Raw genomic sequence first — 26,801 nt, 5'->3', positions numbered from 1 at the left:
TGAGGCCCATGGTGGCGATCATGCGAAAACCACCGTTCTGGATGCGATGGCGGCGCTGGCGCGCCGCCGCCGCGTTTGTCGATGCGCTCTTCAGGGCAAGATTCAACGCAAGATTCAAGGCTAGAATCAAGGCAGGGCTGGTCGATGCTTCAGCGGCTGATCAATGACGTCAAGGATTCCACCGGCAACGCGCTGCGGCTGACGTCGCTGGCCGCGGCCGCCGCGATCGCGCTGTTCATCACCATCGCCTTTCTGTGCGCGGCCGCCTTCGTCTACGTGCTGCAGCATTACGGGCCGGTCGAAGCGTGCCTCGCCGGCGCCGCGCTGTTTCTTGTCGTTACGTTGATCGTCGCCAGCGTCTACGTCGTGCGCAAGCGCGAAATGCGCCGCCGCGCCGAGAAGGCGGCAAAGGCCGCTGCGGCCAATGTGTTCGCCGATCCGGTGGTGGTCGCGACCGGCCTGCAGATCGTGCGGGCCATCGGCGCGAAGCGGCTGATCCCGCTCCTGGCGGTGGGCGGCCTCGCGCTCGGCCTGATGGCAAGCCGCAGCGCCAGCAGCAGCGAGGCGGACGAGGAGGAATAGGACCGACCATCACCACGCACTGCTGTCATCGCCCGGCTGGACCCGGCGATCCAGTACGCCGCGGCCTATCAACCAACAACAACTGTCTCTGGAATACTGGATCGCCCGGTCAAGCGGGCGATGACATCGTGCAAGGGGTCTCAGGTCACGCAGCGGCCGGGCTGCAGCAGCTTGGCCACTTCGGTCAGCACGCTGACCACGGGCTCGCAGGCCACCTTGCGGGTGTCGCCGGGCCGGGCCCGAGCCGGCGCTGCTGCGGGGCGATGGCGCGCCTCTTCCCTGGCCATGGGGACGCGAACCAGCACCGACGTATCGGGAAGCCGCTCGACCTTCAGCGCAACAGTCCGGCTCGGCAGGCCGGTGACTTGAGCCGTGGCACGGTCGGTCTTGGCGGCGCGATTGACGGCGCTCTCCGGCGCCAATGCGGTGGTGACCTGCTGGCCGCCGATGAGATCGTGGCCAGATGCCAGCTGGACGGCGCCAAGCGTTAGCCCAGCCGCCAGCGCAGCGAAAATTCCCATCTGAATCTTTGACATGGTGATGTCCCTCGCCCCATGGAAATTCGCTCGACGATCCCTTGGCGATCCCGGACACAACGCGAACGAAACCCGCGGGGTTCTCGCGTCCAGCCATCACTTAACCGTGTACGAAAATATTTTCACTTGCCCGGAACGACTCAGGGGGTCTGCGAGTCTTTGGAAGAGCCGGTTATTCCCCCTGCCCCATTGACCGGCGACGTAGGGCGCGACCGTGGTGATGCCGGTCGCGCCCTGCTCTTTTTCTGGGATGCCGCGAACATATGTCAGCCGGCCTGTCGCTCACCGGTCGCAATCGAAAACCTGAAGCCAAAAGCCCGGTCCTGACCGTCCACGTCAGGCATTGTCGTTCGATGGTATGTCCTGGGATCGAACTACCGTCACTTCACGGCATGACGGGCAACGGCCGACGTGAAACTTGATTCCGGTGGTCTGGTCGTCGACGAGCATCAATTCGCTCAAGGGCTCACCGCATTTGCAGGTGATCGTTTTCTGATCGGCAAAGTACATCTGACATTCTCCATAAACTTGGAGATTTCTCGTCGTCGGGGCGAGCTCGTTTGCGCCGTGCTCGCCCCTCGCTTCCGCTCCTTCTCGTTCGGTCAGATCCGGGCCGTCCGGATGGTTGGTGTGGCTCCTGGCGCTTATTTCGAAGCGGATTGTGCCTTCCGTGACTCCGCGGCTTCGCGCGCCTGCCGCTCGGCCTTGAGGCGCTGGAAGTTGTCGTAGAACGCCTTCTCGTTGGCGCGATGCTCCTTCATCGCCTGCGATGCGTCTTGCTGACGCTGCGCATCACGGTCCTTGCGCTGCTGGGGAGTAAGATTCATACGACCTCCGACTAAGCTCTTGAATCAACGCTGGATTCAACGCACGAGGCCGGAAAAGGTTGCACCTTGGGAAGGAACTGGGTCTATTTGCGCAGGCTCGCCCAGACGCCGCCGAGGATCAAAAGACCGCCAACCAAATGGATCAGCTTCGGCGGCTCGCCGAGGATGATCCAGGACAGCAGCGCACTTGCGACCGGTGCGACGTAGAGCACCAGCGAGCTCCGCACCGAGCCGAATCTCGCGCCGAGCCAGGCGAAGCCCGCATAGGCGATCAGGCCGGGCACGAGGCCGGCGAAGACGTAGGCCTCGAACGCCCGGGTGTTGAACACCTCCGCCGGCGCAGCCCACATTTCCTGCAGCGCCGGCGGCAGCGAGCACAGCGCGCCGGCCGCCGAGAACAGGCTGACCCGCGCCAGCAGCGAGGCGCGCGGCGCGACGCGCGACTGCAGCAGCGTGTAGCCGGACCAGCCGAGCATCGCGCACACCACGAGGAGATCGCCCCAGGCTGCGCTCGATTGCGTCAGCGTTTCCAGATGACCGCCCGAGACGATCAGGAGCGCGCCGCCGAGCGCCAGCGCCGTGCCGAGCCATTGCAGCGGACCGATATGCTCGATGCCGAGCGCCGCCGAGATCAGCAGCACCATGATCGGCGACAGCGCGAAGATCAGCGCGATGTGGATCGCCGTGGTCGTGATGCCGGCGATGTAGACCGGGGCGCCGCACAGGAACATGCCGAGGAACCCGGCGGCGAGGATCGGCCAGAGGTTCTGCGCCAGCGGGATCTTGCCGTCGCGGATCGCTGCGATCGCAAACGGCGCGAGGCCGATGGCGATGATGCTCCAGCGGAAGAAGGCCAGCGAAAACGGCGGCACCGAGCCGGCAAGCCCGCGCGCCAGAACCTGGTTGGAGGCCTGCCCGACCGCGACCAGGATGAATCCGGTGAGCGCGACCGCGTCCTCCCAGCCTTTGGCGGGGCGGCTGACCTGCGCTTTCGGCGGCTCCGCATCCATGACACCGCCCCCTCAGCCGGCGCGCGATCGGCTCACACGTCCGCTATTGCTCGGCCGCCTCGCGCTCCATGTCGCGGCCGGCGAGATCCTCGCCCTGCATGTTGGCGTATTCGCGCGCCATCTCGCGCATCAGGAATTTGGCGGGGACGTCGTGATAGCTGCCGTGATCGTTGACATACTGCATGTAGGCGCGCCCTTCGCCGTCGAAGGGATGCAGCAGCGCGTCGGCGTGGCCGTCGAAATCGAGCGGCTTGACGCCGAGCTTGGCGCACAGCGTGTCGTTGAAGGTCGGGGTCGCCTTGCGCCAGGCGCCGTCGACGAACACTTCGGTGAAGCCGTGCCAGGTGAACAGGTCCGAGCCCATGCTCTGGCGCAGCTTCTCGGTGGTGAGATGGTTGCGCACGTCGGCGAAGCCGACACGCGCCGGGATGCCGTGGACCCGGCAGGCCGCGGCATAGAGCGCCGCCTTGCCGACGCAGTAGCCGTTGCCGGCGGCGAGCACGCTCGAGGCCCGGTAGCTCTCGGGCGTGCGCATGCTGACATAGGGGTTGTAGCGGATGCCGTCCCGCACTGCGGTATAGAGCCGGCGCGCCTTGTCGCGCGCGCTGGCGTCAGACGGAACGGCGGCGCGGGCGAACGCCTCGACGGCGGGATGGTCGCTGTCGACATATTCGCCAGGGTCGGTGTAGAGGCGGCTGATCGTATCGGGAAGATGCTCGGTCATGGCATAAGTTTAGCAAGCCATCTGCGCAGTTCAATGCAGCAGGTGCGGCCCTCCCGCAGCCCTGCCCCGCCAGAGCCTCGTCCGTTCCAATTGGATCGGAACGGGGTCTCTTGATTTTGGTTTTGACGCGTTTTCTTCACGCGAACCGGTGCCCACTTCGCTCGAAAACGCGCTAGTTCTCGAAGTGTTCGTCCAACCGCGGTGACGGGTAGCTGCGCCGCTTCGCCTTGAAATATTGGCGTGCGAAATGGATGCCGATCCCGATCAGGAACGGCGGCGCGAGCGCGGCGGCGATCATCAGCGCGGTGATCGACTTCGGCGTCACGATGTCCAGCACCATCGACGCCAGCAGCCACAGCGTGGCAGCAATCACCGCGACGTCGACGTGCTTCATTCCCGGTCTTTCCCTTGGTCCCTGGCTACCATCCGGGTTCCATCCTACCGGCTGGCCCCGGACGCGCCAAGGATTCCGGGCGGCAGACGGCACCTCGGGCCCTTCACTTTTTTGGAACGGCGCTTGTTTGGAACGGCGCCTGCGCGGGCCACGTTCATCCAGATCGAACCTTGATCAACCGAGCACGGAGGCCGCGATGGGCAACTCCAGTGACATCCACAGCGGCGTCGACCGTCCCGCCAGCCGGAACGGCGTCAACGATCCCGTCGGCGGGGTCGATGTGAAGCGAACCTTCGACGACAACCAGACGCCGCATGAACGCGCGCAATGGGCCGCCGATGTGCGTGCCGACCCCTCGCCTCGGCGGGACGAACCGTTCCTGCCCGAAGCGCTGCGACGGCCGCCGACCGCGCCGCTCAATCCACGCACCGGCCGCCGTTCAACTGACTAGGCTGTGAACGCCCGCACCAGCAGCAGCCCGCCGAACAGCGAGAGAATCGAGAGCGCGACGGAGGCTGCGATATAGGCGCCGGCCGCCCATAGCTCGCCGCGCTGTATCAGCACGATCGCGTCGAGCGAGAAGGTCGAGAAGGTGGTGAAGCCGCCGCAAATGCCGACGGTAAGAAACACCCGCGTCACCTGGCCGGCATTCCAGCTCAGCGCGAACGACTCCGCAAAAACGCCGATCAGGAACGAACCCACGATATTGATCACCACCGTGCCCCAAGGGAATTCCGTGCCGACCAGGCGCCCCGCGCCGATCGCCACCAGATAGCGCGCGACCGATCCCAGCGAACCGCCGATCGCGACCGCCGCCAACAACTGAACGTTCAATGCTCCGCCTTTCCGGCTCGCCATTCGACGAAGCCCGCCACCAACCCAAGCACGAAGGTCGCGGCGACCAGCTCGCCCGACGCGTCGACCAGCAAGGCGGCGACACCGACGAGCCAGATCGACCCGACCAGCGACAATGCGATTGAGAGTGAACCAGGAAGACCCGTCATGTGCTGTCCCTTCTCATTCGCGGGACACGGCGGATCGGCGGTGGCGCATGCTCCTACCGACGCTGTCGCGCCCGGTAGGAGTCATCAGCCTCGCGGCGGTTATCGGGGGGACTCCATCCCCATCAACATGGCGATGGTAAGGGAGCGGAGCGGCAGGAGCAAGTGGGCGCCCGCCGTTTCGCTTCTCGGCTTAGCTGGTGGTCGACAGCATCGCGTTCAGCTCGACGGCTGTCCGAAGCTGCTCGATGCGCGCGACAACCTGCTCGCGCTCAGCTCCGCGCGGCAATTCAGCGAGCCGGCGTTCAAGTCGCACGCGATGTTCCTCGAGGCGCTGCTCGAATGTGTGGGGTTCAGATCGCTTCCGCTTTTGAATCGTCCTCTGCATTATCGACCTTTGGCGGTTGAAGACCGGGGCTGTTGGCCCAGCGGTCCAGTTGCTCGATGACTTTCGCGTGGCTCGGGCGCCGCGGTTTCGGGGCTTCCGGCTCCTCGGATAGCTTGCGGGGAAGCTTGACTTGGTTGGCCATGGCATCTCTCCAGCATCATAACGAGACGAGCCGCCTGATCGTTCCCTTTTTTTTACATAAGCCTTTGATTTTATTTGATAATCCTACTAAATCAGCGTCTTTGCCTCAACCGATGGAACCCAACGCGAGTTGGGCGGTTTAGCAAGTTACTCAACAAGCTAAGTCCGGGTGTTTTGCGATGAATGAGCTTCGCGCTGAACGTCTTCAGGTCATGCTGTCGCCGGAGGAGTTGGCAGCCCTCGACGACTTCCGCTTCAAGCACCGCATGCCGACCCGCGCTGCGGCGGTCCGCGAACTGCTCAAGCTCGGTCTGGCCGGCGTCGGCACCGATGGGGCGGCAGGGGTGAAATCGAGCGATTATGGGGTGTTCAACCGGGGGCCCGATGGGCACACCCAGAGCGACGCGTCGCCGGAGGATTGACGACGCGTTGGCGTTGATGTGGCGGTTCAGCCCGCGGCGAACAGGTCCACAATCGACTTCAGGATGCACACCACGAGGGCCGACGCGAACATCGCCGTACCGAGATCTGCGAGATAAAGCAGTTGCGCCCTCTGCTCCGCGTCAAGCCGCGCGATCGCTTTGCGCATGGCCAAGCTCCCTTTTTCGGGAGAACGCGATGCGCCGATGTCCGTTCCCTCTCTTGCGTCAGGTCCGCTGCAGCGCCAGCGTCACGCCGCCGAGCGTCAGCGCCATGGCGCCGATCTCGCGCAGGCCCAGCGGCTCACCGAGAATGATCGCGGCCGATACCACGCCGATGACCGGCACCAGCAGCATACCCGTTGACGCCGATGTCGGCGGCAGGCGGCGCAGCGTCTCGAACCAGGTGAGATAACAGATGCCCATCGGCATCAGCGTCATGTAGGCAAAGCAGCCGAGGCCGAGCGGCGTGATCGCGGCATAGTTCGGGTGCTCGAAGAGAATGCCGAGCAGGAGCATCACGAGACAGCCTATGCCGACCTGCCAGGCCACCACCGCGAGCGGCGACATCGGCAGCGGCTTGCGATTCAGCACATTGCCGAGCGCGAACAGGATGGCGCAGGCGAGCGCCAGCGCGATACCGGTCAGCTTGTCGGCGCTGAACACAAAGCCGTTGCCGCCGAGCAACAGCGCAACGCCGGCGACGCCCAGCACCAGCGCCGCAAGATCCCGCAGCGTCGGGCGGCAGTGCAGCACCGGCCAGGCGAACAGCATCGCCCAGATCGGCATCGTGTAGGCGAGCAGCGCGCCCTCGCCGACCGTGACGAATTTCATTGCGATGGTGCCAAAGCCCATCCAGGCAAAGACATTGGTGAAGGAAGCGAACAGCAACCGCGGGATCGCCTCGCGCGGCACGGCGAGCGACTGGCCGCGGGCCAGCGCCAGCGTGCCCAGGATCACCGCCGCGCAGGTGCCGGCAAGCCCGCGGGCGAACAGCGGCGGCCATTGCTGCAGCAACAGCTTCATCAGCGGCCAGTTCAGGGCCCAGCCGAACGCCGTCACCACCAGGCAGAGAAAGCCCACCGTTCTATCGCGCTGCGTCGTATCCATGGGCCGCGCTTAGCAGGCGAAGGCGCGGGATTCCACATCGCTTCGCGGATGAGGGGCACCTCGCGTATGCAGGGGCGCGTGGCATGCGCGAATAACCGGGCGTGGACCTTCGGACACCGCGCCGTCAGGCGAAGGTGCCGATCGTGACCCGCGGCCAGCCGTCGCTTTTCCGCGCGGCGGCAAGCCTCGCCGTCCAGGCATCGATCAGGCTTGCGATGAGCAGGCGGCCGGTGCCGCGCATGTCGGGCAGTTTCATGGTCGGCGTGCCGAGCGTCAGCGCGACCACGCCGTGGGTCGCCGCCAGCAGCGCGGTCGCGAGCCGCTGCGACAGGCCGGGCGCCGGCTCGGCGCCATGTGCCGCCAGAAATTCCCGCACCGAGATCACGAACAAGTCGTAGCTGCGGCGCGCGATCTCGGTCTCGCCGAAATAGACGCCGTCGGGAAAACGGCGGTCCTCGATCGTACCGGACATCGAGAACAGTGAGCGGAAGTGATCGGGATTGTCGGCCCAGTAATCGAGATAGGTTTCCATCACGCGCCGCAGCCGCAGATCGCGGTCGGCCGTCTCCGCGCGGACCCGCTCGAGGCGTTCGGCGACCGCCTCGAGGTTCTGCTGCTTCACCGCGAGCAGCAGCAGCAGCTTGGTCGGGTAATATTTGAGGACGGTGCCCTTCGAGTAGCCGATCGCGTCGGCGATCTTCTGGATCGACACGGTCTCCAGCGTGCCGGCGGCGAACTCCTTGCGCGCGGTCTCGAGGATCAGCGCCTTCAGCGCCGCCTTGTCGGCCTCCTGGCGCGCCCTGCGCTGAAAGCGCCGTGCGCCTTTGGCTCGCTCCACGATCAACATCCCCATCTGCCTTGCGCCTCCATGCCGCGCACCCGCCCCGATGGCAACCCCCGCCCTTGCAATATGCAAGTTAATTGACTATGGTCAATTAACTTGTGACAAGATGGGAGGATCCGATGAGCACCCATGTGAGTCCCCCTGCGAGCTCCCTTGCAGGCGAAATTGTCCGCAGCGATTTCGATCCGTTCAGCCCGTCGACGCGGGCCGATCCCTACGGCACCTATGCGGAGCTGCGCGCCGCGGCGCCGGTCGTCCGCCTGACCAGATATGACATCTGGGCGGTGCCGCGCTTTGCCGAGGTCAAGACGATCTTCGGAGACCATGTCAATTTCAGCAACGCCGGCGGCGCGGGACTTGCGAACCACTTCAAGGAAAAGCCGTGGCGGCCGCCGAGCATCGTGCTGGAAGCCGATCCGCCGCTGCACACCCGAACCCGCGCGGTGCTGGCGCGGATCCTCTCGCCCGGCGCGATGCGGCGGCTTGCCGATGATTTCAAGGCGATGGCGATGCGGCTGGTCGACGGGCTGGTCGAGCGCGGATCGTTTGACGCCATCAAGGATATCGCCGAGGTGTTTCCGGTCAGCGTGTTTCCCGACGCGCTCGGCATCGACCAGGAGGGCCGCGAGAACTTCCTGACCTATGGCGCGATGGTGTTCGCCGGCTTCGGGCCCGAGAACGACTATTTCCGCGATTTGATGCAGCAGGCGCCCCGCGTGCTGCCCTGGGTCGCGGCGCGCTGCCAGCGCGAGGCGCTGCGCCCGGGCAGTTTTGGCGCGCAGGTCTACGAGGCGGCCGACGCTGGGGAGATCAGCGCGGAGGAAGCGCCATTGCTGGTGCGTTCGCTGCTCTCGGCCGGGCTCGACACCACGATCAGCGCGATCGGCATGGCGCTGTACACGCTTGCGCGCCATCCCGAGCAATGGTCGCTGCTTGCTGCCGATCCGTCGTTGTCGCGCGCGGCATTCGACGAGACCCTGCGCTTCGATTCACCGGCGCCGTTCGTGTTCCGCACCACGCCGCATGACACCGAGATCGCAGGCGTCAGGATCGGCAAGCATGAGAAGGTGCTGCTGTTGCTCGCCTCCGCCAACCGCGACGAGACGCGCTGGGAGCACGCCGACCAATTCGACGTCAGACGGCGGCTCTCCGGACACATGGGCTTCGGCGTCGGCATCCACGGCTGTGTCGGGCAGATGGTGGCGCGGCTGGAGGCCGAGGCCGTGATCACGGCGCTCGCCGGCCGCGTCAAGCAGTTCGAGATTGCAGGCCCCACCGCCTTCCGCGACAGCTCGGGCCTGCGGGCGCTCGGCACAATGCCGGTCCGCGTGATGCCGAAGTAACGTCGCTAGCGAAGGTCTGCTCAAAAAAAACCGGCGTACCTTTCGGCACGCCGGTCTGGATTTTGCCGCTTGCGTAAGTTCAGCTCATGCCGATGCCGCGCGCGGCGTGCGGTTGCGCGAGTTGCGCTGGAAGAACAGCGCCTGGCTCGCCACCGCCGACACCATCGCCGGCTGGAACGGCTTTGAGATCAGGAACGCCGGCTCCGGCCGCTCGCCGGTCAGGAAGCGCTCGGGATAGGCGGTGATGAACACCACCGGCACCTCGAAGGTCCGCAGCAGCTCGTTGACGGCATCGAGGCCCGACGAGCCGTCGGCGAGCTGGATGTCGGCGAGGATCAGGCCGGGCTTCTTGTTCTTGGCAAGCGCCACCGCATCGGAATGCGTGCGCGCGACCCCGATGACGTTGTGGCCGAGATTCTTCACCAGGCTCTCGAGGTCCATGGCGATGAAGGTCTCGTCCTCGATGATCAGGACGTCGGTGGCGATCTCGGCGGCCATCTCGCGGCCGGCAGCATCGGTCAGCTTGCGCGTCTCGGCGATGTCGGTGCCGAGAATATAGCCGACCTCCTCCTCCGAAAAGCCCTCCAGCGACAGCAGCAGGAAGGCCTGGCGCGGCAGCGGCGTGATGTTGGACAGCCGCCGCTCCGGCGGCAGCGACAGCGTCGCCACGTCGGCATTGTCGTTGTTGTTCACCGACACCGAATTCCATATCTGGGTGAACAGCCGAAACAGGCCGGCGCGCGGCCCGTGGGTCTGATCCAGCAACGATCCATCCTGCAACAGGGCCTCGAGCATGGCCCCGACATAGGCGTCCCCCGACGCCTGATTTCCGGTCAGTGCGCGAGCATAACGGCGCAACAGCGGAAGGTGTTCGGCAACGATCTGCGATCGGGACATTCCCACTCCATCCTTGTTCGTGAGGCCTTTGGCCTGAAACCCGTTGTCTGGGGGCGACAGAATCCAGTTCTGGGACGACCCCGGTTCCCCTGCATGCCCGACTACGCGCGAAAGCCGAAAAAGTTCCACGAAATAGTTCCAGCATTCCGGAACTTTCTGCGCAACTTCGCATTAGCTCCTAACCGACGAGGCAACGCGGCCAGCCTCTTTTTTCGAGGAAACGACTTGGAAATCAGAGACTTAACTCCCGGGGAAACGTGGATCACATCATGAAGGAAGTAAAGAAGCAGGGCGGTCTCAACGCCGAGATTCAATCGAGAATCGGCCACCAGCTTCGCGCCATGTACGATGACGTGGTGCGACAGGGCGTACCCGACCGCTTTGCGGAGCTGATCCGCAAACTCGACGGGCCGGAGGCAGCGGCTGCGGCGGTCGCCGGGGGCGATACCGACAAGAACAATGGAGGGGACTAATGCCTCTCACGAATGAACTTCGCGACGATATCCTTGCGTCGGTCCCGAGCCTGCGCGCGTTCGCGATCTCACTGTCCGGTAATGGTGATCGCGCCGACGACCTGGTGCAGGAGACCCTGCTGCGCGCGATCGCCAATATCGACTCGTTTCAGCCCGGCTCGAACCTCCCCGCGTGGCTGTTCACCATTCTGCGCAACCTGTTTCGCTCCGACTACCGGAAGCGGCGGCGCGAGGTGGAGGATGCCGAGGGCAATTATGCCAAGACGCTGAAGAGCCAGCCTTCGCAGGCGGCGCATCTGGAGTTCGAGGAATTCCGCGCCGCGCTCGAAAAGCTGCCGCAGGACCAGCGCGAGGCGCTGATTTTGGTCGGCGCGTCCGGCTTCTCCTACGAGGATGCCGCGGCGATCTGCGGCTGCGCGGTCGGCACCATCAAGAGCCGCGTCAACCGCGCGCGATCGAAGCTCTCCGCGCTGCTCTATGTCGACAGCGCCGAGGATTTCGGTCCCGACAACACCGTGCGCGCCGTGATCGGCGGCAATGGCGGCTGAGCGCGACCGCGACGATAAACAGGAAAGGCGGCCCGCGGGCCGCCTTTTTATGTTGGCCTGCAAGGCCCGGTGACGCTCAGCGCGCCGTCAGCTGGCCATCGCCGTCTTGACGGAGGCCGGCTTGAAGCCGTTTCTCAATTCGAGGATCTTGGCTGCGATTTCGGTCACCGGGACCGGATGACTGAGCAGGAAGCCCTGCGCCTCGTTGCAGCCTTCGGCCCGCATATGATCCAGCTGCTCGACGGTCTCGATGCCCTCCGCGATCGTGGTCATGCCGAGGCTTCTGCCGAGGCTGATGACGGCGCGGACGATCGACTTCGATCCATGGGTTGCGGTCGCGTCGCGCACGAAGGATTTGTCGATCTTGAGCTTGTCGAACGGGAAGCTGCGCAGATAGCTCAGCGACGAATAACCGGTGCCGAAGTCGTCCAGCGCGATGCGCAGCCCCTGCGCCTTCAGCTTGTGCAGCGTTGCAAGGGTCTCGTTGCTGTTCGCGAGGAACACGGACTCGGTGATTTCGAGCTCCAGCCGGCGCGGCGACAATTTTGACGCCGCGAGCGCGTTGACAACGACGTCGATAAAGTCGGCATCACGAAACTGGACCGCGGAGACGTTGACCGCGAGCTTCATCTCGCCGGGCCAGGTCGTCGCCTGTTCGCAGGCGCGATTGAGCACCCATTCTCCCAGCGGGCCGATCAGGCCGATCTCTTCGGCGATCGGGATGAACTGGTCCGGCGACACCAGCCCGCGCTTGGGGTGATGCCACCGCAGCAGCGCCTCGAAGCCGCAGATGCGGTCGAGATGAAGATCGTAGAGCGGCTGGTAGTACAACGAGAACTCGTCCTTGGCCATCGCCTCGCGAAGGTCGAGCTCGAGCGCCCGGCGCCGCTGCAGGCTGGCGTCCATCGCAGGCTCGAAGAAGCGCCAGGTGCCGCGGCCTTCCATCTTGGCGCGGTACAAGGCGACGTCGGCGTTCTTCAGCAGCTTCTCGCCGGTGGTGCCGTCGCCCGGCGACATCGAGATGCCGACGCTGCATCCGACGACGACGCGATGCCCGTTCAGCTCGTAGGGCGCACCCACGCATTCCACGACGCGGCGCGCGAGGCGTTCGGCCTCGTCTCCGCCCTGGACGCCACACTGGATGACCGCGAACTCGTCGCCGCCCAAACGCGCGACGGTGTCGACCTCACGGACGCAGGCGTTGAGCCGGTCCGCGACCGCACACAGCAGTTCGTCGCCGACCGGATGCCCGAGCGTGTCGTTGACCTGCTTGAAATTATCGAGATCGAGGCAGAACACCGCGAAGCCGAGTCCGCGGCCGACCTGTGCAACCGCCAGCTCGATCCGCTCGGCCAGCAACGTCCGGTTCGGCAGCTTGGTCAGCGCATCGTGGCGGGCCATGAACGCGATCTGCGATTCCGCCCGTTGCTGTTCGGTGACGTCCTCGCAGGTGACGAGCCAGCCGCCATCCGATGTCGGCCGCTGCGCGATCGCAATGATCCGTCCATCGCTGAGATGCTGCAGATAGTTGCCGTCGTGCTGGGCCATCGACCGCTCGCGCTCCGCCAGCAGGTCGGCGACGGTCCGCTCGCCGTGATTGCCGGCGGCGATGCTGAGGTCGAGCACCTCCTCCATGGTCATTCCGGGAATGACAAGCTCCGGCGATATATCGAAGATCTCGCAGAACCGGCGGTTGGCGACCTGCAGCCGCGCCTCGCTGTTGTAGAGGCACAGCCCCTGCGACATGTGCGTGAGCGCCGCGTCGAGCCGCAGATTGGTTTCATGCAGCTCGGCCTTCTGCTGCTTCAGCGCGGAGATGTCGCTGTAGACGAGGACGACGCCGCCCTCCTGCGTCTCGCTGCGGCTGACGCGCAGCCAGCGTCCATCCGAAAGCTGCGCCTCGCTCGCAAAGCCGTCGATGTCACCATCGGCGGGCGCCAGGCTGGCGGCATCGAGCGGATTCGACTGCAGAAGTTGCGGCGAGAGACGGATCAATTCACTCGCGCGCGAGTTGGCCAGCGCGACCTGGCCATCCGCGTCGAGCAGCACGACGCCCTCACGCGACGTTTCAAGCGCATCGGAAAGCCGTGCCTGCGCCGAGCGGCGTTGCGATACCTCTTGATTGACCATCCGCCGGATGTTGTCGCGCATCGTTTCCATGGCTGTCAGAAGCGTGCCCAGCTCGTCGGTACCGCCCTTCGGGATGGTCGCGTCGAGGTCGCCGCCGGCGATGCTTCGCGCGGCCCGCGATGCGATCGCGACCGGTCCGATGATGCGGCGCGCCAGCAGCCAGGAAAACAGGGCCGACAGAAACAGCGCGACGGTCAGCCCGGCCACGTTGAGCTGCAGGTCCCGCTTGATCGTCGAGAGCGCCTTTTGCCGGAACAGAAAGCCATCGCCGGCCGTATAGTTGACCAGCAGCTCGACCTGCTGGCTGACGATCTTGGAGTAGCGATCGACATCGCCGACCGTCGCACCCGGTTCGCGCGGATCAGCCGCCGCGCTTCCCTCCGTGGACGATCCGATCGCGCGTCGGTGCAGCGCCATCCAGGCGTCGGCGGCTTCCTGAACCTTTGCGGCGGCTTGCGCGGCGCGCGAGGATTGCGACCGATCGGCGGCAATCGCCAGGTCTTCCGAGAGCGTCTTCGCGAGCTTTTCAATCTGGTCATCGAGATTGGCGCGGATCTCCGGATCCGTGGTCAGCAGGCGTTGCGACGAGGCGACCCGCATCGTGGCGAAATCCGCACCGGCCGCGCGTGCATAGTTGATCGACATCAGGGATTCGTCGAACGTCTTGGCCACCAGATCGCCGGCATGGCGGATGCCGAGGATGGAGTATCCGCCGAGGGCAACCGCAACGGCGCTCATCGCAAGGCAAAAAATCAGAATCTGGCTGCGGATCGAACCCTTGGTCAGGGCAAGACGCGAAAGGCAGCCGGCCGCGAACCGAAAGGCCGCACCGCTCTTTACCTTGAGGTTGCCAAATAGGCTGTCCATGCCCGCGTTTCGCCGTAGTGCTCGATACTCAAGCTACGCAGAAACGCGCAGCACTGCGGAAAATAACTGTCTGCTCAAAATTGCCTTAGTAGTGACTGGAACTCATGCTGAAATCGTTAAGATCAGCTGGCGATAATCACCCTTACAGGTAATCCGGGAGCGACATTTGCAGCCCGGGATAGCCGATATTTGGTGTTCGAGCTTCAGCGGGGGTCTCATGCAGTCAGGCTTGTTGCGCGCCTTGCGCCTAAGCCAGTTCGGCCGCGTGCCATTTGCGGCGGCGATCGTTACGGGAGCGCTTGCGGGAGCCGCTTTGGGCGCAGCCCCTTATGTCATTTCGCAGAAGGATCGTGAATTCAAACCCGCGCAGATCTCGATCAAGCGGGGCGAGGTTTTACGATTCGTTAACGATGACGGTGAACTGCTGCATCACGCTTATTTGAGCACCGAGACGTTCAGTTTCGACTCGGGCGACCAGCAGCCGGGCAGCAAGTTCGACGTCACCTTCTCGGTGCCCGGCGACTACACGGTGCTGTGCGGCATTCATCCGAAGATGAAGCTCGCCGTCCACGTCGCCAAATAGCCGCCCCAGGCGGCGGCGATCTACAGGACCGACGTCTTGAAGATCGCAGCGTGGCCGAAATAGTAGACGAACAAGGTCACCGACAGCGCGGCACAGAGCGCGACCGGGGCAAGCCACGGCGCACGACGGTCGCGCGGCAACACCTTGTTGTCGGCGACAATCGCAAGCAGGACGGCGATGATCGCCGAATGGCCGATCGTGTCGATCTTGCCGAATTCGAAGCACGCGCTGATGAACATCCCCGTCAGCACGGTGGCGGCGCAGCGCCGGATCAGCGGCGTCCAGATCAAGGCAAAGGCGAGCGTGAATTCCACCATGCCGGCAGCGCGCATGTAGAACTCGTTGTCGAAGCCCAGCGTCATCGCGGAATGCTCGATCAGCAGCGGGAAGCTCCACTCCGGATAGGCCCATTTTTCGACCGAGGCCCACATCAACGTCACCGCGGCGGCGTAGCGCATCACGTCGATCGGCCGGATTCCGAACAGATCCTTGTTCAGCCCAACGAGCGCGAGATAGGCGGCAACACCGAGGAAGATCGGATAATCGGCGAGGTGAAAGGCACCATAGTCGCGCACGCCGATCCCGAACAGGACCACCATCCCCGCCGCCGACAGCGGCAGCGTGCGTCGTGAAAGCATCCCGGCAGCGATCGCAAGCTGCAACGCGCCGACGTACGGCGACGTCGTCTTCAACTCGGGCGTCAGCAGGATGCCGCCCACGGCCCAGATCGAGATGAAGAAGAACGCACAGACGGCGCGCATCATCAATTCGGTGCGCAGCCGCAGTCCCTCGGTGACGCGGTCCATCACACGGATCGTGGCATCACCCAGCGAGGTGGGCTCGATCAGGCAACCCGCAAACAGCCAGAAGACCGCGACGCCGAGCAGCAGCTCGAAGTCCAGGCAAAGGACATTCTCGAGTCCGCGGGGCTGACCGGCGACATCGTAAGCACAAAACCATTTAACATGTGCCTCGGCACTGCGCGCGGCGACGACACAAAACAAAACCGCTGCAAGGCACGTGGCGAAAAAGGAGCGCACCGCCGAGACGGCATCTCGCGCCCATCCACTAAACATTGAACCAACCGCCCACACACTTAAGGACTTGTTTAACTTATATCAAATTTTAAGTTTTGCGCCTGCCGGGACACCCCATGGTTGCATTGTGGTTAATCGGGGCTGGCGAGCCCCCGGCCTGTCCCTTAGTGCGGTATTTACAGCCGGTTCCCTCAAATTTTAGCTAATTCCGGCACGGGAGCTCAATTCAACTGTCGTAGTGAAATCCGGACAAATCGGATCGGGAGGCCGGTAAAGTGTTCGGAGCGTTGAGCGTCGTAAGTATCGGGGTGGGGTCGGCCCTCGCCTACATGACAAGATCGTCGGCTGCGCGTACAGCGACACTCGAGACCTGCGCCGGCGCATTCGTGATCGTCGGGCTCGGCCTGCTGGGCGCAGCGCTGCCGCACCTGTCCTGAACGAACCTCGTCTGAACCGCGTCGGGCCGAGGTCAGCGCGGCAATTTGGGGACTCCTGCCACCGGCGGGGCCGTTGAGGTCAGGGTTTGCAGGAAGGCGATGAGATCGTTCTTCTCGCCTGCCGTCAGCGACAGCGGCTTGATGTCGGGCGATCGGCTCGGCCGATCGATCCCGCCCTTGTTGTAGAGCTCGATGACATCTTCCAGCGTCGCCATCGATCCGTCGTGCATATAGGGCGCGCGGCGCGCGACGTCGCGCAATGTCGGCGTCTTGAACGCATATTTCAGCTTCGCCGAGGTCGGAAAGAAACGGCCGCGGCCGATGTCATGGCCCTTGGCGGTACCGATATCCTGGAAGGATCCGTCGGAAAACGACGGGCCGCTGTGGCAAGCCGAACAACGCGCCTTGCCGTTGAAAAGCTCAAAGCCGTGCTGGGCTGGCTTGCTTATGGCGGTATCGTCGCCCTTGATCCAACGGTCGAACGGAGCCTCGCCTGCGATGATAGAGCGCTCGAAGGTCGCCAATGACGCCTCGATCCTCGGCCGCGTGATCGCGCCGTCTCCGAACGCGTGGGTGAAGGCATCGACATAGCCGGGGATCGCCGACAGTCGCGCGATCAATTCCGGCTCGGTCATGTTCAGGTTCGCCGGACTGAGGATCGGCCCGAACGCAACGGATTCCAGATCCTTGAACTTGCCGTCCCATCCCAGCGGCTCGAAGAAGGCCACATCGATCAATGTCGGCGAGCGGATCGGCAGGCCCTTGGGATCCTCACCGATGGCACGCGGAAGGCCGTCGGCCCATGAAAGGGACGGCCTATGGCAGCTCGCGCAGGAGTGCGTCTTTGACCTCGACAGCAGCGGATCGAAGAACAGCAGCTGCCCAAGGGTGGATTTCGCCTCCGAATAGGGATTGCTGCTCGGGAACGGAACGACGTCCGGCCGCCGATACCTGGCACGGATTGTCGCAGGGTCGCTAGGTGCCGTCGCCGGGGTCAAGGCAAGCGACAGCCCTACCGGCAAAACTGCCGCGAGCAAGGTCAGGCTGACCCAAAGCCTCATCGGGGTCCTCAGACGGTATCCTGCTCGGTATATGCCCAAGCAAGCTCAACGAAGTTTTAACAAACGGTTGCGGTCTATTACGGATGCCGGGCATTGGTCACGATGACGCGGGGCCTGCGCGCGCCTGATTTCGATCAATCCGCGCGGCGGCCTGATCACACAACCTGAGGCAGCCGCTACTTCTTCACCGGGCGCAGCGGCGCGGAGAACTGTTCGGTGCGGTCGCGCTCGGTCATGTCGACGACGGTGTCCATCGGCGCGGTCAGTTCATAGACATAGGAGACGTCGGTGAAGTAGCGCTTCGCAGTGCCGCCGAGCGCCTCGGGCGCGACACGGTCGAGCAGGATCAGGCCGAAGTCGCTGTCGGCCCGCCGCGTCGCCTGGCTGGTATTGAACTCCTCCCAGCGGAAATGGAAGACCAGGTCGACATCCTCGCCGACGACCTCCCAATTGGCGACGATGTGGGGGTGCTTGCCGACCAGCGACAGCCCTTCGTCGGAATGCGAGGCGAGCTCGAAGAACAGCAGCGACAGCGATTGCGCGGCGCGGGCGCTGACGGTGATGTCGGGACCGTTCACCGCGATCCGGTCGGCATGCGGGATCGAGCGCGATTCGAACAGGCCCTTCAGCTTGACGCCCTGCCACTGGCTCTCGCTGAGCAGCGTGACGACGTTCGACATCGCGTGGATGCGCCCGATCAGGAGCTCGCGCGCGACGTCGATATCGGCGCCATGCCGCAGCGTGCGGGTCACGATCGACTGGATCACCGCGAGGATGTTCTTGACGCGATGGTTGAGCTCGTCGATCACGGCGGTCAACCGTCGCTCGAAGCCGATGCGGACCTCGATCTCGCGGCTGAGGCGCAAATTGTTGTAGGCGACATAGCCGAACAGGCCGCAGACGATGCCGGTCAGCGCGAGGCCGATCGCCGCGACGATGGTCGCGGTCTGCTGCGCACGCACCGTGGCGTTGCTCTTGGCGTAATAGTCGAGCGACCAGTCACGGCCGCCGAACGTCACCGTGCGCACCATCGACGGCACCGGGCCGTCCTGGCGCACCGCGCGCGAGGTGACGATGCCCTGCTCGTTGGCGGTGAACTCGTCATTTGAATCGCGCGGATCCTTCAGCGCCACCGCGAACAGCGAGCTGTCGTCGTTGGTCAGCATCAGCGACGACAACTCATAGGAGAAGGTGATGAAGCCGGCCGGCTCGGATGCGCCCTCCTGGAACACCGGCGCGGCGAGCACGACCCCGACCGGGCCGTTCTGCCGCAACAGCGGCACCGGGTCGGAGGCCACCGGCTTGGCGTTGGCCATCGCCCGCGCCAGCATCGGGCCCACCACCGAGTGGCGGTCGAAGGCGCGGCCCGGAATGCTCAGGGTCTCCGGATTGCGCGGCTCGACGTCCATCAGCACATTGATCGGCTTGTCGAGCGCCTTGAGGTCAAGCGCCTGGTCGTCGAAATCCCGGATGGTCGGATTGGTGAAGCCGTTGGCCTTCAGCTCGGCCTCCGCCGCGGCGAGCTCGTCCGGCTTGAGCCGCGCGATCCAGGCGGCGACGACGAAATCGGTCTTGAAGGCGTAGATCGCCGAGCGCAGCGGCTGCAGCATGTTGGCCTTCACCATCGACGGCGCCCGGAACAGCCCCGAGGCCACCCGCGCCAGCAGCTCGCGCTCGGTCAGGCGGTCCTGCACCAGGCTGGCGTGGACGTCGATCGCACGCGCCAGCGCGATGCCGTCGATCGCGAGCTCCTGATCGTGCACCCGATAGGCGGCAAGACCGGAGAGCAGAACTCCGATCAGCGCAATCAAGGCAACGATGAAGCCCAGTCGAACCACACGCTTACTCGGCAATCAGGGGGTCGCGAAAGGGGACGGAAGGCATCTGGCTTCTGCAAGGGCGGCGACAAATCGGGATGCGATGAAAGCCCGCCGCAAAGGAATATGGAATAGCGATCATCGGTCCGCAACAGGAGCCGGTCGGCAACATTAACGACGACGCCACCCGGCGGTCTTTGGCGGCGCCAACGGTTGCTAATCGTCAAAGTTGGAAATTGTTCCGGCTATTGCGCAGCTTTTTTGCGGCGGCCGTGATCACCGTTACCGACGCCGCCACAATGATTAACGTCAGCTTGCCTTGACCTTGCCCTGCGACCGAAGGCCGCCCTTCGTCTCGATGAAGCTGATGATGCGATCGAGGCCGTCGCTCTTCTTCAGGTTGGTCATGACGAAGGGCCGCTCGCCGCGCATCCGCCTGGCGTCGGTGTCCATCTTCTCGAGCGACGCACCGACATGGGGTGCGAGATCGATCTTGTTGATCACCAGGAGGTCGGATCGCGTGATGCCGGGGCCGCCCTTGGAGGGGATCTTGTCGCCGGCGGCAACGTCGATGACGTAGATCGTCAGATCGGCCAATTCCGGCGAGAAGGTCGCCGCCAGATTGTCGCCGCCGGATTCGATCAGCACCAGATCGAGGTCGGGGAATTTCGCCCGCATGTCGGCGACCGCGGCGAGATTCATCGAAGCGTCCTCGCGGATCGCGGTGTGCGGACAGCCGCCGGTCTCGACACCGGCGATGCGGTCCGGCGTCAGCGAGCCGGAGCGCACCAGAAACTCGGCATCCCATTTGGTGTAGATGTCGTTGGTGATCGCGGCGATGTCGTAGCGCTCGCGCATCGACTTGCAGAGCAGGTCCATCAGCGCGGTCTTGCCGGAGCCGACCGGACCGCCGACGCCGACGCGAAGTGGGCCGTGGGAAGTGGGCATATCAGGTGCTCTCTCCGTTATCGTCGTCCCGGCGCAGGCCGGGACCCATTACCACCGAATTGAATTGTTCCGCGAAGCTGGGGCCGCAGACTTGCATAACCACAGAGGCCATGGTTATGGGTCCGGCGGCTTTCGCCGGGACGACGCGGCAGTATAGCGCATCATGACCGGAACAGCCTCGTGTACTGCGTCTCGTGACGCAGGCTTGCGAGATCGGCGCGAAAGGTCGCGCCGCCGGGATCGTCGAGCGAGGCCGCGTCGGCCCGCGCTGCGGTCGCGGCAACGACCGGCTCGAGATCGGCCAGCACGCGCTGGCTGTCGGTCTGCCCGAGCGGGATCAGCCGACTGCCCGCGGAAATCCAGTTCGAGAGCACGGCATGCAGGAAGGCGTGCAGCGCCGGCGCAAGCCGAACGCCGTGCGCGGCGCTGACGAGGCCGACTGCGACCGGATAGACGATCGGTCCGTCGCAAGCCGCGATCATCGCGTCGAGGCCGGGTGAATTCCAGGCGGCACGGGCAATCTCGATGAAGGCGCGCCCCTGCGTCGTGGTCTCGAGCTGCCGCTCGCGCGACGGCACGAAGGCCGCGGCAAGCTCGGCGATCTCCTTCAGCCCGGCATGATTGGGCTGCAACGCCGCACGAAAACTCTGCGCGAGAAATACGGCGTCGCAAAATCCGCTGCCGTCGGAAAGCATCGCGGCGAGCCAATCGCGCAGCGACGCGGCATCGGTGATGTCGCCGGCCTCGACCGCCCATTCGATGCCGCTGGAATAGGCGAACGCCCCCACCGGAAAGGACGGCGACAACCATGTCATCAGCCGGTACAGCGCGGCCGCCTCGTCCTCCGCCATCCCGCCGCACAGCACGGCGGGATCAGGCTCATTTGTGGTCATGAGCATGGGAGTGGTCGTGGTGATGATGGGCATGCTCGCAATGCTCATCATGATGATGGTGGTTGTCATGGTCGGGCCCATGATCATGGCCATGGTGGTGACCGTGATCATGCGCATGGCTGTGGACATGATCGTGCCCGGTGTGACCATGCGCGTGCGCGTCGGCATGCGCATGCTCGGCATAGGCGCCGCCCTCGGGATCGAACGGCGCCTCGATCTCGATGACACGGGCCCCTAACCCCTTCACCATCGCCTCGATCACGTGATCCCTGCGGATGCGCAACCCCTTCGGCATGATCTGCGTCGGCAGATGACGGTTGCCGAGATGCCAGGCGACCCGGATCAGATGATGCGGATCGCTGCCGCGGATTTCCGCGAGCGGCTCGGGAGCTGCGACCACCTCGACGAGGCGGCCGTCCTCCAGTACCAAGGCATCGCCGCCGCGCAAAGCTGTGGCGTTTTCGAGATCAAGCAGGAATTCGAGCCCGCGCGTCCCGGTCATCACCATCCGCCGCCGGTGCCGGTCGTCGAAATCGAGCACGACGGTGTCGGCTGCCGCTTCCTTCCAGCGATGCTGTCCCAGGACCTTGGTGGCGCGGATCATCGATGCCTCAGAGCTTCTCGACCTTGGCGTCGCTGATGATCTCGATCACCGTCGGCCCGGTCTTCATGTTAGCGGAATATTCGCGCCAGACCTTCATGTGCGGCGCCCTGGCATGGGCGTTGAGATCCTCGCGGCTCTCCCAGCGCTCGACCACCACATAAAGGTTGGGATCGTTGACGCTGACATTGCCGTCATAGGAGATGCAACCCTTCTCCTTGCGGGTCTCGACCGTGCAGGCCCTGTGCCCCTTGATGAAGTCGTCCTTGTTCTCCGGCTTCATCGGCGTGGTGGCGATGACATAGATCATGCTGTTGCTCCCGTTCTTCTTATTTTAGCGGACGTCGACCTTCTCGGGCGTGATCACCTCGATCTTCGGCGGCGCGGCCATGCATTTCACCGCGACCCGGCCGAACGTCTTCATGTGCTCGGCGGCGCGATGCGGCACGAGCGCCTCCGCGTTCTCCCACTGCTCGACGAACACCATCTTGCTGTTGTCGGTGACGCTCTCATGCAGATCGTAGGCGATGTTGCCGGGCTCCTTGCGGGTTTCCTTGATGCAGGCCGTCGCCGCGGCGATGAATTCGGCGCGGGTCTCGGGCTTGATGGTCAGCGTGGCAACGACGTAAATCACGGAAATTCCTCCCGGTTTTCTTTTCTAGGTGAGATACCGGGTTGGGTTTTAGAACATAAAATAGCGTTGTGCCATGGGCAGCACCTCGGCCGGCGCGCAGGTCAGCAGTTCGCCGTCTGCGCGTACCTCATAGGTCTCGGGATCGACCTCGATCTCGGGCGTCGCGTCGTTATGGATCATGCTTGTCTTGGAGATCTTGCCGCGGGTGTTCTGCACCGCGTAGAGCTTCTTGCTGATGCCGAGCTTGCGGGCGAGACCGCCGCTCGCCGCGGCCTTCGAGGTGAACACCACGGAAGACGCGGTGAGCGACTTGCCGAAGGCGGCGAACATCGGCTGGTAATGCACCGGCTGCGGCGTCGGGATCGAGGCATTGGGATCGCCCATCGGCGCCGCCACGATCGAACCGCCCTTGATGATGCAGTCCGGCTTGACGCCGAAGAACGCCGGCGACCACAGCACAAGGTCCGCGAGCTTGCCCTTTTCGACCGAGCCGATCAGCTTCGACACGCCGTGCGCGATCGCGGGGTTGATGGTGTACTTTGCGATGTAGCGCTTGACGCGGAAATTGTCGTTGTCGTTGCCCTTGTCCTGCGGCAGCGCCCCGCGCTGCTTCTTCATCTTGTCGGCGGTCTGCCAGGTGCGGATGATGACCTCGCCAAGCCGGCCCATCGCCTGCGAATCCGACGACATCATCGAGAGCGCGCCGAGATCGTGCAGGATATCCTCGGCGGCGATGGTCTCCTTGCGGATCCGGCTCTCGGCGAAGGCGAGGTCTTCGGCGATCGACGGATCGAGATGATGGCACACCATCAGCATGTCGAGATGCTCGTCGATGGTGTTGCGGGTGAACGGCCGCGTCGGATTGGTCGAGGACGGCAGCACATTCTTGAGGCCCGCGATCTTGATGATGTCGGGCGCGTGGCCGCCGCCGGCGCCTTCGGTGTGGAAGGCATGAATGGTGCGGCCCTTGAAAGCCTTGATCGTGTCCTCGACGAAGCCGGATTCGTTCAGCGTATCCGAATGCAGCATCACCTGGACGTCGTAATCGTCGGCCACCGAGAGACAGGTGTCGATCGCGGACGGCGTGGTGCCCCAATCCTCGTGCAGCTTCAGCGCGCAGGCGCCGGCCTTGATCATCTCGACCAGCGCCGCCGGGCGGGAGGCGTTGCCCTTCCCGGAGATGCCGAGATTGACCGGGAAGGCGTCGAACGACTGGATCATCCGCCCCATGTGCCAAGGGCCGGGCGTGCAGGTGGTGGCAAAGGTGCCGTGCGAGGGGCCGGTGCCGCCCCCTAACATCGAGGTGACGCCACTCATCAGCGCGTGCTCGATCTGCTGCGGGCAGATGAAATGGATGTGGCTGTCGAAACCGCCCGCGGTGAGGATCTTGCCCTCGCCGGCGATCACGTCGGTGCCGGGGCCGATGATGATGGTGACGTTGGGCTGGATGTCGGGATTGCCGGCCTTGCCGATCGCCGCGATCATGCCCTCCTTGATCGCGACGTCGGCCTTCACGATGCCCCAGTGATCGACGATCAGCGCGTTGGTGATGACCGTATCGGCCGCGCCTTGCGCGTTGGTCACCTGCGACTGCCCCATGCCATCGCGGATCACCTTGCCGCCGCCGAACTTCACCTCCTCGCCATAGGTGGTGAGATCCTTCTCGACCTCGATGATCAGGTCGGTGTCGGCGAGCCGCACCCTGTCGCCAGTGGTCGGCCCGAACATGTCGGCATAGACGGAACGTTTGATCTTCACGGACATGTCAGCCCCCAGTTTCAGCCAGCGCGGCCCTGGCGCGCGCAATGGTGTCGTCGAAAATGCGGTCGAGCCGCGGATTGATGCCCCGGCAACCGGCAACGACCTTGTCGGCCCAGGCCGCATAGTCGGCGAGATCGTCGCGCTCGTCCTTGCTTGGATGCGGCACGATCCGCGCGCCGATATTGCTGATCTTGTCGGCGATCTTGATCAGCTTTGCATCGGGAGATTTGTGCGGAGCATCCTCGATCTGCCTCTGCCGGCGGGCAGCCTTTGGCAGACGCATGTCATCGGTGCATTCGGCCACCAGCGAGGCAACGCGCGCGCTGAACTTCCGCGCGAGTTCCTCGCGCGTGGTCTCGGTGTCCTCGATGGTGTCGTGCAGCCAGCCTGCCGCCACCAGCTCGGCATCGGCGCCATCGGTCACCTGCGCCAGCAGGTTCGCGACCTCTGCAAGGTGGTTGATGTAAGGCTCGCTGCCCCGTCCCTTGCGCGCCATCCCGTTGTGACGGCGCGCGGCAAGCTCGGCAGCTTCGGAGACCAGGCGGACTGGGGGAAGCATGCTGCTACAGCGCTCCTCTGCAGAGGCGCGCGTTGCAGATCCGCGTTGCACCAGGTTGCCAAATCTCTGCGGTCAGCGTCCGGGGCTTACCCCTCTCCCCAACCCTCCCCCGCAAGGGGGGAGGGAGCCTGGCCGATGTGCTCACCTCACGTCGCCCCACCACTGCTCCGCGCCGCATCACAGCTTCTCCGCTCCATCGGGATCAGATGTAAGGGAGCTACCAGCGGTAAAGTTCCCTCCCCTCTTGCGGGGGAGGGTTAGGGAGAGAGGTGCCGCTTGCACAGCAGCTTCCGCGATGCGGAGAACGACGCCCTCCAGATTTTTCAACACATCGTCGTTGGTAAAACGAATGACACGATAACCGCGCGACGTGAGCCACGCATCCCGCCGGTCGTCATGACGGATGCGTTCCTCGAAATCATGACTCTCGCCGTCGACTTCAACGATGAGCTTGCAGGCATGCACAACAAAATCGGCAATGTAATTGCCGATCGGCGCTTGGCGGCGAAAGTTGAGACAGGCGAGACGGTCGGCTTTCAGATGCCGCCACAGCAGCGTCTCCGCACGCGTCATCGTACGGCGGAGCTGCTTGGCGCGATCGCGCCGGATGTCGCTCACTTGAGTGTGCGGCATACCCCTCTCCCCACCCTCCCCCGCAAGGGGGGGAGGGTGCCTGACCGGCGTGCTCACCTTACTATCGACCATCGCAGGAACTCTCGTCGCGTCGGAGCCGAATTAAAGCTTCCCCTTCACCTCGGCGCGAAAACCGTGGATCACGCGCTTGCCGGCGAGCGCGACGAGTTGGACGTCGCGGGTCTGGCCGGGTTCGAAGCGGACGGCGGTGCCGGCGGCGATGTCGAGGCGCATGCCGCGGGCTTTCTTGCGGTCGAATTTCAGCGCCGGGTTGGTCTCGAAGAAGTGGTAGTGCGAGCCGACCTGGATCGGACGGTCGCCGGTGTTGGCGACCGAGAGCGTCACAGTCTTGCGGCCGGCATTGAGCTCGATCTCGCCGTCCTTGATGAAGAGTTCGCCGGGGATCATGTCGCGCTCCTATCGGATCGGCTCGTGCACGGTGACGAGCTTGGTGCCGTCGGGGAATGTCGCCTCGACCTGGATGTCGTGGATCATCTCCGGGATGCCATCCATCACCTGCGCGCGGGTCAGGACCTTGGCACCGGCCTGCATCAGATCGGCGACGGGGCGCCCATCGCGCGCGCCTTCGACGATGAAATCAGTGATCAAGGCCACCGCTTCGGGATGGTTCAGCTTGACGCCGCGCTCGAGCCGGCGCCGCGCCACCATGGCCGCCATCGACACCAGGAGCTTGTCCTTTTCGCGGGGAGACAAATTCATGCGAGCACTCTGATCGTTCTTGAAAGGTCTAGTTGAGCCACAGCCGCGGCAGCGGGACAGTGGAGGCGCGGCCGAGCACCGTCATCATGTCGGCGCGCAGCCGGGCCGCATCTTGGGCACAGAAGCGGGCCATTGCAAAGCCATTCCAGGCGGAGATGCCGACCTCGCCGCCGAAGCTGTCCGACGCCTCGCGGATGCGCTCGACCAGGGCTTCGTCGCCCGGCACGATCAGCGCCGTGCCGATCGCGCAGCCGCCATTGGCAATCGCGGGCCTTGCGAGCTTCTCGCCGATCTCGCCGTCGAGCCTGACGGTCTCGGCAAACACCAGCCTGCCGCCACGCCGCATCCGCCAGCGATCGACAAATTCGCCGTGCCGCATGATCTCGCCCATCGCGGCCCGGCCGAACACCACGATCTCGCAGAGCAGGAGCGAAGCACCCTCGGCAAGGTCGATGTCGAAGCCGCGGTGAATGCGGGCACGGTCGAACAGGATGGTTTCCTGCGGCAGCCAGGAGAGATGCGCGCCTGCGGCAACGGTCAGCGCGATGTCGATCCGTGCCGCCGCTGCCGGTGCGCGATAGACTTTCTCAGCCGCCGCCGTGGTCAGGGTCAGCCGAGCGCCCTCGCCGGCCGCGATCGCAATCTCGAAGCGGTCCCCGCCGGCAATGCCGCCGGCGGTGTTGACGAACATGGCCGAGAGACCGTCGTCCTCCGGCGATGGGAAGCGGACGCGCAGCGAGCCCGACTCATGCAGGTCGCCGCGGCGGGTGGCGTGGTCCTTCAGATGCACGCCAAACCGGACCGCGCCCCGGGCGCGGTTTGCCGCAAACGTCGCCGCTGCCGCGCCTGCGATCCCGGTCCGCATTCCCCGACGCTCCCTTCG

General features: G+C 64.6%; 37 protein-coding genes and 1 riboswitch. Of the genes, 8 read left to right on the top strand and 29 right to left on the bottom strand.

All coding sequences use genetic code 11. The features are described 5' to 3' along the window. The first annotated feature begins 8 nt into the window (after nucleotides 1-8). Nucleotides 9-167, top strand: a complete 159-nt coding sequence (locus tag E2I15_RS36535; protein ID WP_155262764.1) for a hypothetical protein — start codon at nucleotides 9-11, stop codon at nucleotides 165-167. After that, entirely contained in the window at nucleotides 145-582 is a 438-nt protein-coding gene (locus E2I15_RS36530) for a hypothetical protein (RefSeq protein WP_137476675.1), read from the top strand. The genes E2I15_RS36535 and E2I15_RS36530 overlap by 23 nt, the downstream gene beginning before the upstream one ends. A 140-nt stretch (nucleotides 583-722) precedes the next feature. On the opposite strand, the gene E2I15_RS36525 is transcribed toward E2I15_RS36530, so the two are convergent. The 6 genes from E2I15_RS36525 to E2I15_RS36505 form a co-directional block, all read right to left on the bottom strand. Further along, on the bottom strand, nucleotides 723-1,118 hold the full coding sequence (locus tag E2I15_RS36525; protein ID WP_137476674.1) for a hypothetical protein: 396 nt from the start codon (nucleotides 1,116-1,118) through the stop codon (nucleotides 723-725). A 336-nt stretch (nucleotides 1,119-1,454) separates the two neighbouring features. Beyond that, nucleotides 1,455-1,628 (bottom strand): hypothetical protein, encoded by a 174-nt coding sequence (locus E2I15_RS38955; RefSeq protein WP_170991390.1) that lies wholly within the window; start codon nucleotides 1,626-1,628, stop codon nucleotides 1,455-1,457. 134 nt (nucleotides 1,629-1,762) lie between these two features. After that, nucleotides 1,763-1,945: a hypothetical protein gene (locus E2I15_RS36520; RefSeq protein WP_016842983.1), complete on the bottom strand. Its 183-nt coding sequence runs from the start codon at nucleotides 1,943-1,945 to the stop codon at nucleotides 1,763-1,765. An 83-nt stretch (nucleotides 1,946-2,028) separates the two neighbouring features. Next, complete coding sequence (locus E2I15_RS36515; RefSeq protein WP_137476673.1) at nucleotides 2,029-2,955, bottom strand: DMT family transporter; 927 nt, start codon at nucleotides 2,953-2,955, stop codon at nucleotides 2,029-2,031. A gap of 43 nt (nucleotides 2,956-2,998) precedes the next feature. Next, nucleotides 2,999-3,679 carry a transglutaminase-like domain-containing protein gene (locus E2I15_RS36510; RefSeq protein WP_137476672.1) on the bottom strand — a complete coding sequence of 227 codons (681 nt, stop codon included), beginning with the start codon at nucleotides 3,677-3,679 and terminating at the stop codon, nucleotides 2,999-3,001. Between the two features lie 172 nt (nucleotides 3,680-3,851). Beyond that, on the bottom strand, nucleotides 3,852-4,073 hold the full coding sequence (locus E2I15_RS36505; protein ID WP_016844392.1) for a hypothetical protein: 222 nt from the start codon (nucleotides 4,071-4,073) through the stop codon (nucleotides 3,852-3,854). Between the two features lie 196 nt (nucleotides 4,074-4,269). On the opposite strand from E2I15_RS36505, the gene E2I15_RS36500 reads away from it, so the two are divergent. Further along, nucleotides 4,270-4,524, top strand: a complete 255-nt coding sequence (locus E2I15_RS36500; RefSeq protein ID WP_137476671.1) for a hypothetical protein — start codon at nucleotides 4,270-4,272, stop codon at nucleotides 4,522-4,524. On the opposite strand, the gene crcB is transcribed toward E2I15_RS36500, so the two are convergent. From crcB to E2I15_RS38945, 4 genes are all read right to left on the bottom strand, one after another. Then, nucleotides 4,521-4,907: a fluoride efflux transporter CrcB gene (crcB, locus tag E2I15_RS36495; RefSeq protein ID WP_246667899.1), complete on the bottom strand. Its 387-nt coding sequence runs from the start codon at nucleotides 4,905-4,907 to the stop codon at nucleotides 4,521-4,523. The genes E2I15_RS36500 and crcB overlap by 4 nt on opposite strands. Further along, nucleotides 4,904-5,077, bottom strand: coding sequence for a hypothetical protein (locus E2I15_RS36490; RefSeq protein WP_155262763.1), 174 nt, complete (start codon nucleotides 5,075-5,077; stop codon nucleotides 4,904-4,906). Before E2I15_RS36490 ends, crcB begins: the two co-directional genes overlap by 4 nt. Nucleotides 5,078-5,145: 68 nt before the next feature. Further along, a riboswitch (Fluoride riboswitch) is annotated at nucleotides 5,146-5,207 on the bottom strand. A gap of 60 nt (nucleotides 5,208-5,267) precedes the next feature. Further along, nucleotides 5,268-5,390, bottom strand: a complete 123-nt coding sequence (locus E2I15_RS39620; protein WP_276486339.1) for a hypothetical protein — start codon at nucleotides 5,388-5,390, stop codon at nucleotides 5,268-5,270. 37 nt (nucleotides 5,391-5,427) lie between these two features. Further along, on the bottom strand, nucleotides 5,428-5,604 hold the full coding sequence (locus tag E2I15_RS38945; protein WP_170991388.1) for a hypothetical protein: 177 nt from the start codon (nucleotides 5,602-5,604) through the stop codon (nucleotides 5,428-5,430). 178 nt (nucleotides 5,605-5,782) lie between these two features. On the opposite strand from E2I15_RS38945, the gene E2I15_RS36485 reads away from it, so the two are divergent. Then, complete coding sequence (locus tag E2I15_RS36485) at nucleotides 5,783-6,025, top strand: hypothetical protein (RefSeq protein ID WP_137476670.1); 243 nt, start codon at nucleotides 5,783-5,785, stop codon at nucleotides 6,023-6,025. A 26-nt stretch (nucleotides 6,026-6,051) separates the two neighbouring features. Here E2I15_RS36485 and E2I15_RS36480 read toward each other — a convergent pair whose 3' ends face one another. From E2I15_RS36480 to E2I15_RS36470, 3 genes are all read right to left on the bottom strand, one after another. Further along, nucleotides 6,052-6,192 (bottom strand): hypothetical protein, encoded by a 141-nt coding sequence (locus E2I15_RS36480; RefSeq protein WP_155262762.1) that lies wholly within the window; start codon nucleotides 6,190-6,192, stop codon nucleotides 6,052-6,054. Nucleotides 6,193-6,250: 58 nt separating this feature from the next. Continuing rightward, complete coding sequence (locus E2I15_RS36475) at nucleotides 6,251-7,132, bottom strand: DMT family transporter (RefSeq protein WP_137476669.1); 882 nt, start codon at nucleotides 7,130-7,132, stop codon at nucleotides 6,251-6,253. Between the two features lie 124 nt (nucleotides 7,133-7,256). Continuing rightward, nucleotides 7,257-7,979, bottom strand: a complete 723-nt coding sequence (locus E2I15_RS36470) for a TetR/AcrR family transcriptional regulator (protein WP_246667920.1) — start codon at nucleotides 7,977-7,979, stop codon at nucleotides 7,257-7,259. 116 nt (nucleotides 7,980-8,095) lie between these two features. Between E2I15_RS36470 and E2I15_RS36465 the strand changes: the two genes are divergently transcribed. Next, nucleotides 8,096-9,319: a cytochrome P450 gene (locus E2I15_RS36465; RefSeq protein WP_137476667.1), complete on the top strand. Its 1,224-nt coding sequence runs from the start codon at nucleotides 8,096-8,098 to the stop codon at nucleotides 9,317-9,319. A gap of 84 nt (nucleotides 9,320-9,403) precedes the next feature. Here E2I15_RS36465 and E2I15_RS36460 read toward each other — a convergent pair whose 3' ends face one another. Then, a complete protein-coding gene (locus tag E2I15_RS36460; RefSeq protein WP_016847263.1) occupies nucleotides 9,404-10,216 on the bottom strand; it encodes a response regulator in 813 nt (270 codons plus the stop codon). Between the two features lie 269 nt (nucleotides 10,217-10,485). Between E2I15_RS36460 and E2I15_RS36455 the strand changes: the two genes are divergently transcribed. Both E2I15_RS36455 and E2I15_RS36450 read left to right on the top strand, forming a co-directional pair. Beyond that, complete coding sequence (locus tag E2I15_RS36455; protein WP_018269610.1) at nucleotides 10,486-10,689, top strand: NepR family anti-sigma factor; 204 nt, start codon at nucleotides 10,486-10,488, stop codon at nucleotides 10,687-10,689. Beyond that, nucleotides 10,689-11,237, top strand: coding sequence for a sigma-70 family RNA polymerase sigma factor (locus E2I15_RS36450; protein ID WP_016847265.1), 549 nt, complete (start codon nucleotides 10,689-10,691; stop codon nucleotides 11,235-11,237). Before E2I15_RS36455 ends, E2I15_RS36450 begins: the two co-directional genes overlap by 1 nt. A gap of 87 nt (nucleotides 11,238-11,324) precedes the next feature. On the opposite strand, the gene E2I15_RS36445 is transcribed toward E2I15_RS36450, so the two are convergent. Beyond that, on the bottom strand, nucleotides 11,325-14,234 hold the full coding sequence (locus E2I15_RS36445; protein ID WP_137476666.1) for an EAL domain-containing protein: 2,910 nt from the start codon (nucleotides 14,232-14,234) through the stop codon (nucleotides 11,325-11,327). 217 nt (nucleotides 14,235-14,451) lie between these two features. Here E2I15_RS36445 and E2I15_RS36440 point away from each other — a divergent pair, with 217 nt between their 5' ends. Then, the gene (locus E2I15_RS36440; protein WP_137476665.1) at nucleotides 14,452-14,817 is read left to right on the top strand and encodes a methylamine utilization protein; all 366 of its coding nucleotides are present in this window, start codon (nucleotides 14,452-14,454) and stop codon (nucleotides 14,815-14,817) included. 20 nt (nucleotides 14,818-14,837) lie between these two features. Here the strand turns inward: E2I15_RS36440 and E2I15_RS36435 are convergent, their stop codons facing one another. The 14 genes from E2I15_RS36435 to E2I15_RS36370 all read right to left on the bottom strand — a co-directional run bounded on the left by E2I15_RS36435 (nucleotide 14,838) and on the right by E2I15_RS36370 (nucleotide 26,783). Next, nucleotides 14,838-15,821, bottom strand: a complete 984-nt coding sequence (locus E2I15_RS36435) for a hypothetical protein (RefSeq protein ID WP_137476664.1) — start codon at nucleotides 15,819-15,821, stop codon at nucleotides 14,838-14,840. A 502-nt stretch (nucleotides 15,822-16,323) separates the two neighbouring features. Next, entirely contained in the window at nucleotides 16,324-17,352 is a 1,029-nt protein-coding gene (locus E2I15_RS36430) for a cytochrome-c peroxidase (protein WP_137476663.1), read from the bottom strand. Nucleotides 17,353-17,528: 176 nt separating this feature from the next. Next, complete coding sequence (locus E2I15_RS36425; protein ID WP_137476662.1) at nucleotides 17,529-19,190, bottom strand: CHASE domain-containing protein; 1,662 nt, start codon at nucleotides 19,188-19,190, stop codon at nucleotides 17,529-17,531. Between the two features lie 288 nt (nucleotides 19,191-19,478). Further along, the gene (ureG, locus tag E2I15_RS36420) at nucleotides 19,479-20,117 is read right to left on the bottom strand and encodes an urease accessory protein UreG (protein ID WP_137476661.1); all 639 of its coding nucleotides are present in this window, start codon (nucleotides 20,115-20,117) and stop codon (nucleotides 19,479-19,481) included. 161 nt (nucleotides 20,118-20,278) lie between these two features. Next, nucleotides 20,279-21,016 (bottom strand): urease accessory protein UreF, encoded by a 738-nt coding sequence (locus E2I15_RS36415; protein WP_137476660.1) that lies wholly within the window; start codon nucleotides 21,014-21,016, stop codon nucleotides 20,279-20,281. Beyond that, the gene (locus tag E2I15_RS36410; RefSeq protein WP_137476659.1) at nucleotides 20,997-21,614 is read right to left on the bottom strand and encodes an urease accessory protein UreE; all 618 of its coding nucleotides are present in this window, start codon (nucleotides 21,612-21,614) and stop codon (nucleotides 20,997-20,999) included. The genes E2I15_RS36415 and E2I15_RS36410 overlap by 20 nt, the downstream gene beginning before the upstream one ends. A 7-nt stretch (nucleotides 21,615-21,621) precedes the next feature. Further along, complete coding sequence (locus E2I15_RS36405) at nucleotides 21,622-21,921, bottom strand: putative quinol monooxygenase (protein WP_137476658.1); 300 nt, start codon at nucleotides 21,919-21,921, stop codon at nucleotides 21,622-21,624. A 24-nt stretch (nucleotides 21,922-21,945) separates the two neighbouring features. Further along, a complete protein-coding gene (locus tag E2I15_RS36400) occupies nucleotides 21,946-22,245 on the bottom strand; it encodes a putative quinol monooxygenase (protein ID WP_137476657.1) in 300 nt (99 codons plus the stop codon). 48 nt (nucleotides 22,246-22,293) lie between these two features. After that, nucleotides 22,294-24,009, bottom strand: coding sequence for an urease subunit alpha (gene ureC, locus E2I15_RS36395; RefSeq protein WP_137476656.1), 1,716 nt, complete (start codon nucleotides 24,007-24,009; stop codon nucleotides 22,294-22,296). Nucleotide 24,010: 1 nt separating this feature from the next. Further along, nucleotides 24,011-24,565, bottom strand: coding sequence for an HD domain-containing protein (locus E2I15_RS36390; protein ID WP_137476655.1), 555 nt, complete (start codon nucleotides 24,563-24,565; stop codon nucleotides 24,011-24,013). 177 nt (nucleotides 24,566-24,742) lie between these two features. Then, complete coding sequence (locus E2I15_RS36385) at nucleotides 24,743-25,198, bottom strand: endonuclease domain-containing protein (RefSeq protein WP_170991386.1); 456 nt, start codon at nucleotides 25,196-25,198, stop codon at nucleotides 24,743-24,745. Nucleotides 25,199-25,300: 102 nt separating this feature from the next. After that, a complete protein-coding gene (locus E2I15_RS36380) occupies nucleotides 25,301-25,606 on the bottom strand; it encodes an urease subunit beta (RefSeq protein ID WP_016847280.1) in 306 nt (101 codons plus the stop codon). 9 nt (nucleotides 25,607-25,615) lie between these two features. After that, nucleotides 25,616-25,918, bottom strand: coding sequence for an urease subunit gamma (locus E2I15_RS36375; RefSeq protein WP_137476653.1), 303 nt, complete (start codon nucleotides 25,916-25,918; stop codon nucleotides 25,616-25,618). A 28-nt stretch (nucleotides 25,919-25,946) separates the two neighbouring features. Then, the gene (locus E2I15_RS36370) at nucleotides 25,947-26,783 is read right to left on the bottom strand and encodes an urease accessory protein UreD (protein WP_137476652.1); all 837 of its coding nucleotides are present in this window, start codon (nucleotides 26,781-26,783) and stop codon (nucleotides 25,947-25,949) included. Nucleotides 26,784-26,801: the final 18 nt, after the last annotated feature.

This window comes from Bradyrhizobium sp. BR2003, assembly GCF_009720285.1.
GTDB classification, from domain to species: domain Bacteria; phylum Pseudomonadota; class Alphaproteobacteria; order Rhizobiales; family Xanthobacteraceae; genus Bradyrhizobium; species Bradyrhizobium elkanii.
This window is presented reverse-complemented; position numbering and strand designations above follow the sequence as displayed.